This window comes from Bradyrhizobium sp. YR681, assembly GCF_000282615.1.
Classification (GTDB): domain Bacteria; phylum Pseudomonadota; class Alphaproteobacteria; order Rhizobiales; family Xanthobacteraceae; genus Bradyrhizobium.
The window spans coordinates 1-8,993 of the sequence record NZ_AKIY01000097.1 but is presented as its reverse complement, the minus strand read 5'-3'; the positions used below and the strand labels follow the sequence as shown (position 1 = coordinate 8,993).

Below are 8,993 nucleotides of genomic sequence, written 5' to 3'. Positions count from 1 at the left end.
GCGCCGCCCCGCCACATCGGCAGCTCGAGCTCCATCAATGCCAGCGCCGCGTCGGTCCAGGCCTCGGCATCGATCAGGCGCATGACACGTGCCGTGCGCCCGCTCTGGCCGAGCGACGGGAAGCGCCGGCAGGACTTGTCGATGATCTCGAGCATCAACGGTCGCGTCATTCCATGCGCATTGCGCAAGCGGTCGCCAAGTGACGGAGGGGCGTCGTGTCGGAGGGCGGCGGTGGTCAAGTCAGGCCTCCTGGAGGTGGCGTCGGTCAGTCGGCCGGCCTCTTCAAGATCGCCTGAAGGGCATTTGAAAACGAGATGGGGAGGGGGCGGAAAATATAGGGTTTTCATAAATGGGCAGGGGAGGAGGCAGGGTGGTGCGCCATGCTCCACGCGCCCCGGCGAAGGCCGGGCCGGCGCGGATGCCCCGCGAGCGTCGTCCGGCAACCAAGCCTCGGCCTTTATGAGATTCCTATATCTTCGCCATAGCCCTCGTCTCGAAAACCTATGCGCGGGGTGGCACTTCAGCACGGTCGAAAGTCCCGCCTGGTGCCGTGGAACTGTGTTGCGTTTCCTCCACGAGCTCCGCCGGGTCCCCGAGAAAAGGTTGCGCCGGATCGGGCGCAACGAGGAGCAATCCCATGATGGACATTCTGATGCTGGCGCTGGGCTTCGTCTTTTTCGCCCTTGCGATCGGCTACACCTATGCCTGCGAACGGCTGTGAGGGAGCGGACCATGATCTTCGATTATGCGCTCGCCGGCACCGTCTCGTTCGGTCTCCTGATCTACCTCACCTATGCGCTGCTGCGGCCCGAGAGGTTCTGAGCCGTGCTGCTGCTTGTCGAATTGCTGCTGGCGGACGCCTTGCTCGTCGCCTGCCTGCTGACGGTGCTCCTGCCGCTGCTGCGCCGGGCACCAAGCCTGAAGGGTTGATTCCATGACCATGATCGGTTGGCTCCAGATCATTCTGTTCTGCGTCATCATCGTCGCGCTCACAAAACCGCTCGGCTGGTACATGACGCGCGTTTTCAACGGCGAGCGGACGTTCCTGTCGCCGGTGCTGCGCCCCATCGAGGCCGGCATCTACTGGTTTTCCGGCGTCGACGAGAAGCGCGAGCAGCATTGGATGACCTACACGGTCTCCATGCTGCTGTTCCATGTCGGCGGCTTCCTGATCATCTACGGCGTGATGCGGCTGCAGGCCGTGCTGCCGTTCAATCCGGCCGGGCAGGGCGCGGTTGCGGAGGATCTGTCCTTCAATACCGCGATCTCCTTCATCACCAACACCAACTGGCAGAACTACGGCGGCGAAAGCACGATCTCCTATCTCGTGCAGATGCTCGGCCTGACGCACCAGAACTTCCTGTCTGCGGCCACCGGCATCGCACTCGCGGTGGCCCTGATCCGCGGCTTCTCGCGCGCCTCGGCGCGCACCGTCGGCAATTTCTGGGTCGACGTCACCCGCTGCACGCTCTATGTGCTGCTGCCGATCTGCGTGGTCTACACGCTGTTCCTGGTCTCGCAGGGCATGCCGCAGACATTGGGTGACTATGTCGAGGCCACCACGCTCGAGGGCGCCAAGCAGACCATCGCGGTCGGCCCGGTCGCCTCGCAGGTCGCGATCAAGATGCTCGGCACCAATGGCGGCGGCTTCTTCAATGCCAACGCTGCGCATCCCTTCGAGAACCCGACCGCGCTGTCGAACTTCATCCAGATGCTGTCGATCTTCGCGCTCGGTGCCGCACTCACCAACGTGTTCGGCCGCATGGTCGGCAACCAGCGCCAGGGCTGGGCGATCCTGGCCGTGATGGGCGTGCTGTTCGTCGCCGGCGTCGCCGTCACCTATTGGGCCGAAGCCAACGGCACCTCAACCATGCACGCGCTCGGCCTGACCGGCGGCAACATGGAGGGCAAGGAGGTCCGCTTCGGCATCGTGGCGTCCTCGCTGTTCGCCGTGATCACCACGGCCGCCTCCTGCGGCGCGGTCAATGCGATGCATGACAGCTTCACCGCGCTCGGCGGCATGATCCCGCTGATCAACATGCAACTCGGCGAGATCATCATCGGCGGCGTTGGCGCCGGCCTCTACGGCATGCTGTTGTTCGTCGTTCTCGCGATCTTCGTCGCCGGCCTGATGGTCGGCCGCACGCCGGAATATGTCGGCAAGAAGATCGAGGCGCGCGAGGTCAAGATGGCGATGCTCGCGATCCTGGTGCTGCCGCTGATGTATCTCGGCTGGACCGCGGTCGGTGTGGTCTATCCGGCGGCGGTGGCCTCGATGGCGAATGCCGGGCCGCATGGCTTCACCGAGGTGCTCTATGCCTACACCTCGGCGACCGGCAACAACGGCTCGGCCTTCGCGGGCCTGACCGGCAACACCTTGTTCTACAACCTCACGCTCGCCAGCGCGATGTTCGTCGGCCGCTTCTTCATGATCGTCCCGGCGATGGCGATTGCGGGCTCGCTTGCCGCCAAGAAGTCCATTCCCCCGTCGGCCGGCACGTTCCCGACCACGGGTGGGCTGTTCGTCGGCCTCGTCGTCGGCGTGATCCTGATCATCGGCGGCCTGACCTTTTTCCCGGCACTCGCGCTCGGCCCCATCGTCGAGCATCTCGCGATGAACGCCGGTAACGTCTTCTGATTGGTTGGAGTGACCTCCATGGATACGATGAAACTGCAAAAACGCGCCCCGATGTCGGCAATGCTCGATCCCAGAATCGTGCTGCCCGCGATCAGCGCGTCCTTCACCAAGCTCGACCCGCGGCTGATGATCAAGAACCCCGTGATGTTCGTGGTCGAGATCGTGGCCGCGCTCACCACCGTGGTCTTTCTGCGCGACGTCGTCACGGGCGGTAGCGGCCTTGGCTTCACATTCCAGATCATCCTCTGGCTTTGGTTCACGGTGCTGTTCGCCAATTTCGCCGAAGCAGTCGCCGAAGGCCGCGGCAAGGCGCAGGCGGAATCGCTGCGCAAGACCCGCACGGAGAGCCAGGCCAAGCTCCTGAGCGGCGCCGGTCAGGCGTTCAAGCTGGTGCCGGGCACAAGCCTCAAGGTCGGCGACATCGTGCTCGTGGAAGCCGGCGATACGATTCCCTCGGACGGCGAGGTGATCGAAGGCGTGGCTTCCGTCAACGAGGCCGCCATCACCGGCGAATCCGCGCCCGTCATTCGCGAGTCCGGCGGTGACCGCTCGGCGGTGACCGGAGGCACGCAGGTGCTATCCGATTGGATCCGCGTCCGCATCACGGCAGCCCAGGGGTCGACCTTCATCGACCGCATGATCAAGCTGGTCGAAGGCGCCGAGCGCGCGAAGACGCCGAACGAGATCGCGCTCAACATCCTGCTCGCCGGCCTCACCATCATCTTCGTGTTCGCCACGGTCACCATTCCGAGCTATGCGGCTTACGCTGGCGGCTCGATCTCGGTGGTCGTGCTGGTGGCGCTGTTCGTGACGCTGATCCCGACCACGATCGGCGCGCTGTTGTCGGCGATCGGTATCGCCGGCATGGACCGCCTGGTGCGCTTCAACGTGCTGGCGATGTCCGGCCGCGCGGTGGAAGCGGCCGGCGACGTCGACACGCTGCTGCTCGACAAGACCGGCACCATCACGCTCGGTAACCGCCAAGCGACGGCGTTCCGTCCCGTGCGCGGCGTCACCGAGCAGGAGCTGGCGGACGCAGCTCAGCTCGCCTCGCTCGCCGACGAGACGCCGGAAGGCCGCTCCATTGTCGTGCTGGCGAAGGAGAAATACGGCATCCGCGGCCGTGACATGGCCGAGCTTGGCGCCACCTTCATCCCGTTCACGGCGCAGACCCGCATGAGCGGTGTCGATGCCGGCGGCTCGTCGGTCCGCAAAGGCGCGGTCGATGCCATGCTCAACTATGTCGGCGGCGGTGCGCCGCTGGCTGTTGCCTCCGGCAACACCGCGCGCGCCATCCAGCCGATGACATTGTCGGACGTTGGTCGCGAGATCCAGACCATCGCGGATGAGATCGCCAAGGCCGGCGGCACGCCGCTCGCGGTCGCCAGGGACGGCAAGCTGCTCGGCGTCATCCAGCTCAAGGACATCGTGAAGGGCGGCATCCGTGAGCGCTTCGCCGAGCTGCGCCGCATGGGTATCCGCACTGTCATGATCACCGGCGACAATCCGATGACCGCGGCCGCGATCGCCGCGGAAGCCGGCGTCGACGACTTCCTGGCGCAGGCGACCCCCGAGGACAAGCTCAAGCTGATCCGCGACGAGCAGGCCAAGGGCAAGCTTGTGGCGATGTGCGGCGACGGCACCAACGACGCGCCCGCGCTGGCGCAAGCCGACGTCGGTGTCGCCATGAATACCGGCACGCAGGCCGCGCGCGAGGCCGGCAACATGGTCGATCTCGATTCCAACCCGACCAAGCTGATCGAGGTGGTCGAGATCGGCAAGCAACTGCTGATGACGCGCGGTGCGCTGACGACCTTCTCGATCGCCAACGACGTCGCGAAGTATTTTGCGATCATCCCGGCGATGTTCCTGGCGTTCTATCCGCAGCTCAACGTACTCAACGTCATGAACCTGTCGAGCCCGCAGAGCGCCATCCTGTCGGCGATCATCTTCAATGCGCTTGTCATCATCGGGTTGATCCCGCTGGCATTGAAGGGCGTCGCCTACCGCGCGGTCGGTGCCGGCGCGCTGCTCCGCCGGAACCTCCTGATCTACGGTCTTGGCGGCATCGTCATTCCCTTCATCGGCATCAAGGCGATCGACCTCGTCGTTGTCGCCTTGCACCTGGCCTAACCCCCCGTCATTGCGAGGAGCGAAGCGACGAAGCAATCCGGACTGCACCCGCGGAGAAACCCTGGATTGTTTCGCTTCGCTCGCAATGACGAAAGAAATAGGAGAAAACACATGCTCAGAGAAATCCGCCCCGCCATCGTTCTGTTGCTGGTGCTCACCGCCATCACGGGACTGGCCTATCCGCTCGCGATGACCGGCATTGCCGGCGCGATCTTCCCCGCCAAGGCGCAGGGCAGCCTGATCGAGCGCGACGGCAAGGTGGTCGGCTCCGCCCTGATCGGGCAGGAGTTCAAGGACGACAAGTACTTCCACGGCCGTCCCTCGGCGACGCTGGCGCCGGACCCGAACGATTCGACCAAGACGGTTTCGGCGCCCTACAACGCCGCCAATTCGGGCGGCTCCAATCTCGGCCCGACCAGCAAGGCGCTGGCCGACCGGCTGAAGGAGGATGTGGACAAGCTGAAAGCGGAAAATCCGGGCGCCGCCGTCCCGGTCGATCTGGTCACCACCTCGGCCAGCGGCCTCGACCCCGACATCTCCCCGGAAGCCGCGCAATTCCAGATACCGCGCGTGGCCAAGGCCCGGAACATGCCGGAAGACGCGGTGAAGCAGCTCGTGGACTCCAACGTCCAGGGCCGTCTGCTCGGTCTGCTTGGCGAACCCCGCGTTAACGTATTGGCGCTGAACCTCGCGCTCGATCGCACAGCCGCAAAGTAGTGGTCTAGGCTCGCGGCGCTCAGATGATTATATTGGCAAAATGGTCCGAGAGCGCCGCGATCCCGAACAACGTCCGTCGCCCGAGGCGCTGCTGGAAGCAGCGCGCCGGGAGGAGAGTGCGAACGGCAAGTTGAAGATTTTCGTCGGCGCAGCCCCCGGCGTGGGCAAGACCTATGAGATGCTGCAAAGCGCTCACGCCAAGCGCAAGGCGGGGGTCGATGTCGTGGTCGGCTTCGTCGAGACCCATGGCCGCGCCGAGACCGAGGCGCTGGTGAGGGGGCTCGAAATCGTCCCGCGCAAGCGGCTCGATTACCGCGGCCAGACCGTCGAGGAGATGGACCTTGACGCGGTGATCGCGCGCCGTCCGAAAATTGCGCTGGTCGACGAGCTTGCCCACACCAACGCGCCCCTTTGCCGCCATCCCAAGCGCTATCTCGACGTCCAGGAGCTGCTCTCCCACGGCATCGACGTCTACACCGCCGTCAACATCCAGCATATCGAGAGCCTGAACGACGTCGTCGCCCAGATCACCCATGTCCGGGTGCGCGAGACCGTACCGGATTCGGTGTTCGACCAGGCCGACGCGATTGAGCTGATCGACCTCACGCCCGATGATCTGATCCAGCGGCTGAAGGAGGGCAAGGTCTATGTCCCCAGGCAGGCCGAGCGGGCGCTGGAGCATTATTTTTCGCCCGGCAATCTGACCGCGCTGCGCGAACTGGCGCTGCGCCGCACGGCCGAACGGGTCGACGAGCAGCTTCTCACCCACATGCAGGCCAACGCCATCGCCGGCCCCTGGGCCGCGGGCGAGCGCATCCTGGTCTGCGTCAGCGAGGATCCGCGCGCGGCCGGGCTCGTGCGCTACACCAAGCGGCTGGCCGACCGGCTGCATGCACCGTTCACCGCGATCTCGATCGAGACGCGGCGATCCCTGCAATTGTCCGACGAGGAGCGCGATCGCCTTGCCGATACGCTCCGGCTCGCGGAATCGCTGGGCGGCGAAGCGCTGACCATTCCGGCCGTCGGCCGCCGCATCGCCGACGACGTCATCAGTTTCGCACAGGGCAACAACGTCACCCAGATCGTGATCGGCAAGTCGACGCGTTCGCGCTGGTTCGAGATGACGCGCGGCTCCGTCGTGCATGATCTGGTGAGTCGTGCCGGCAATATCAGCGTTCACGTCATCCCGGGCGACGGGCTTTCCGGAGAGGCGGCGCCCAAGGCGGCGGTGCAGACCGCCGCGCGATCCGACCCGTTCAATCCGTGGCCCTATTTGAAGGCGCTCGGCGTCGTCCTGCTCGGTCTCGGCGCCGCCGAGCTGCTTCAGCCGCGATTCGGCATCGAGAACGTGGATCTCGTGCTGCTGACGGCGGTGGTGGCGGTCGCGGTGCGGTACGGCCTGTGGCCGTCGCTACTCGCCACCGTCGCGGCCTCGCTGTCCTACAATTTCTTCTTCCTGCCGCCGATCTACACTTTCACGATCACCGATCCGACCAACGTGGCCGCCTTCGTCCTGTTCCTGGTGGTGGCGATGATCGTTTCCAATGTTGCGGCGCGCGTGCGCACGCAGGCCGATACCGCAATTGGCCGGATCCGGATGACCGAGCAGCTCTATGCCTTCAGCCGCAAGCTCGCCGGCACGGCGACGCTCGACGACGTGCTGTGGGCGACCGCATATCAGACTGCGCTGATGCTGAAGGTTCGCGTGGTGCTGCTGCTGCCGGAGGACGGCCTGCTCACGGTGAAGTCCGGCTACCCGCCCGAGGATGAGCTCGACCAGGCCGATCTTGCCGCCGCCAACTGGGCCTGGAGCAATGATCGCCCCGCCGGCCGCGGCTCGGACACGCTGCCGGGTGCGAAGCGGCTGTTCCTGCCGATGCGCACCGGGCGCGGGCCGATCGGCGTCATCGGCATCGACAATGACCGCACCGGTCCGCTGCTGACGCCGGACCAGCGCCGGCTGTTGGACGCACTGGTCGACCAGGGAGCGCTGGCGATCGAGCGCGTGCTGCTGGTCGAGGACATGGACCGGGTCAAGCGCACCGTCGAATCCGAACGCTTGCGCTCGGCGCTGCTGACCTCGATCTCGCACGACCTGAAGACGCCGCTCGCCTCCGTGCTGGGCGCCGCCTCGACCATGCGCGATCTCGCCGGTGCCTTGTCTGATACCGAGAAGCGCGATTTGCTCGCGACTGTGATCGACGAATCCGAGCGGCTCAACCGCTTCATCGCCAATCTGCTCGACATGACCAAGCTCGAGTCCGGCGCCATCGTGCCCAATACGGCATTGCACGATCTCGGCGAGATCGTCGGCAGCGCGCTGCGGCGCGCGAGCAAGATCCTCACCGCTCACAAGGTGGAGCTGGTGCTGGCGGCCGATCTGCCGATGCTTCAGCTGGATGCGGTGCTGTTCGAGCAGGTGCTGTTCAACCTGCTCGATAACGCAGCGAAATATTCACCGGCGGAAACCACCATCTCGATCAAGAGCCAGCGCGAGCGGGATCAGGTGGTTCTCCAGATTGCCGACGAAGGCGGGGGCATTCCGCCCGATGAGCTCGAGAGCGTGTTCGACAAGTTTTATCGCGCGCAGAAGGGCGATCATGTCCGTCCGGGGACCGGGCTCGGGCTCGCGATCTCCCGCGGCTTCGTCGAGGCCATGCGCGGGTCGATCTCGGCCGCCAACCGCAGTGACCGCAGCGGCGCGGTCCTCACCATCCGTCTGCCCATCCCGGCGCAGACCCATGCATTGGATACCGCCGCATGAGTGCTGCTCCGATCAAGGTTCTGGTGATCGACGACGAGCCGCCGATCCGAAAATTGCTGCGGATGGGGCTGACGACGCAAGGCTACGAGATCCTGGAGGCGCCGAACGGCAAGACAGCGCTGGAAAAGCTGGCCGAGGAGCCCGCATTGATCATTCTCGATCTCGGCCTGCCCGACATCCAGGGCCATGAGCTGCTGCGCACCATCCGCGCCCGCAATGAAGCCGTGCCGATCGTGGTGCTGTCGAGCCGCGGCGACGAGGCCGGCAAGGTGCAAGCGCTCGATCTCGGCGCCGATGATTACCTGACCAAGCCGTTCGGCATGGATGAGCTTTTGGCCCGCCTGCGCGCCGCGTTGCGGCACCAGCTCCAGGTGCAGGGCGAACGCCCCGTGTTCCGCACCGGTGATCTCTCGGTCGATCTGGTCCGTCGCATCGTCAAGGTCGGCGAGCGCGACGTCAAACTGTCGCCGAAGGAATACGACCTCCTGCGCGTGCTGGTGCAGCACGCCGGCAAGGTGCTGACCCATCGCTTCCTGCTCAAGGAGCTCTGGGACGAACTGACCGACGCGCAATATCTGCGGGTTTACGTCCGCCAGCTTCGCCAGAAGATCGAGGCCGATCCGGAACGGCCGCAATATGTGCTGACGGAGACGGGCATTGGCTACCGGCTGAAGGCGGGGGATTAGGCTGTCGCGTTGTCCGAAATTGAAGTTTCAGCGCGGCCCCGTAACCACATCGTCA

Annotated in this window: 6 protein-coding genes; all 6 read left to right on the top strand. The window is 65.2% G+C overall.

All coding sequences use genetic code 11. The features are described 5' to 3' along the window. Window positions 1–732 precede the first annotated feature (732 nt). The 6 genes from PMI42_RS10510 (at window position 733) to PMI42_RS10485 (ending at window position 8,938) form a co-directional block, all read left to right on the top strand. Window positions 733–822 carry a K(+)-transporting ATPase subunit F gene (locus PMI42_RS10510; RefSeq protein WP_008133410.1) on the top strand — a complete coding sequence of 30 codons (90 nt, stop codon included), beginning with the start codon at window positions 733–735 and terminating at the stop codon, window positions 820–822. Window positions 823–934: 112 nt separating this feature from the next. After that, window positions 935–2,638: a potassium-transporting ATPase subunit KdpA gene (kdpA, locus tag PMI42_RS10505; RefSeq protein ID WP_008133409.1), complete on the top strand. Its 1,704-nt coding sequence runs from the start codon at window positions 935–937 to the stop codon at window positions 2,636–2,638. An 18-nt stretch (window positions 2,639–2,656) separates the two neighbouring features. After that, the gene (gene kdpB, locus PMI42_RS10500) at window positions 2,657–4,771 is read left to right on the top strand and encodes a potassium-transporting ATPase subunit KdpB (protein WP_008133408.1); all 2,115 of its coding nucleotides are present in this window, start codon (window positions 2,657–2,659) and stop codon (window positions 4,769–4,771) included. A gap of 111 nt (window positions 4,772–4,882) precedes the next feature. Then, window positions 4,883–5,488, top strand: coding sequence for a K(+)-transporting ATPase subunit C (locus PMI42_RS10495; RefSeq protein WP_008133406.1), 606 nt, complete (start codon window positions 4,883–4,885; stop codon window positions 5,486–5,488). A 40-nt stretch (window positions 5,489–5,528) separates the two neighbouring features. Further along, window positions 5,529–8,252, top strand: a complete 2,724-nt coding sequence (locus PMI42_RS10490; protein ID WP_008133405.1) for a DUF4118 domain-containing protein — start codon at window positions 5,529–5,531, stop codon at window positions 8,250–8,252. After that, window positions 8,249–8,938 carry a response regulator gene (locus PMI42_RS10485; protein ID WP_008133403.1) on the top strand — a complete coding sequence of 230 codons (690 nt, stop codon included), beginning with the start codon at window positions 8,249–8,251 and terminating at the stop codon, window positions 8,936–8,938. Before PMI42_RS10490 ends, PMI42_RS10485 begins: the two co-directional genes overlap by 4 nt. Window positions 8,939–8,993: the final 55 nt, after the last annotated feature.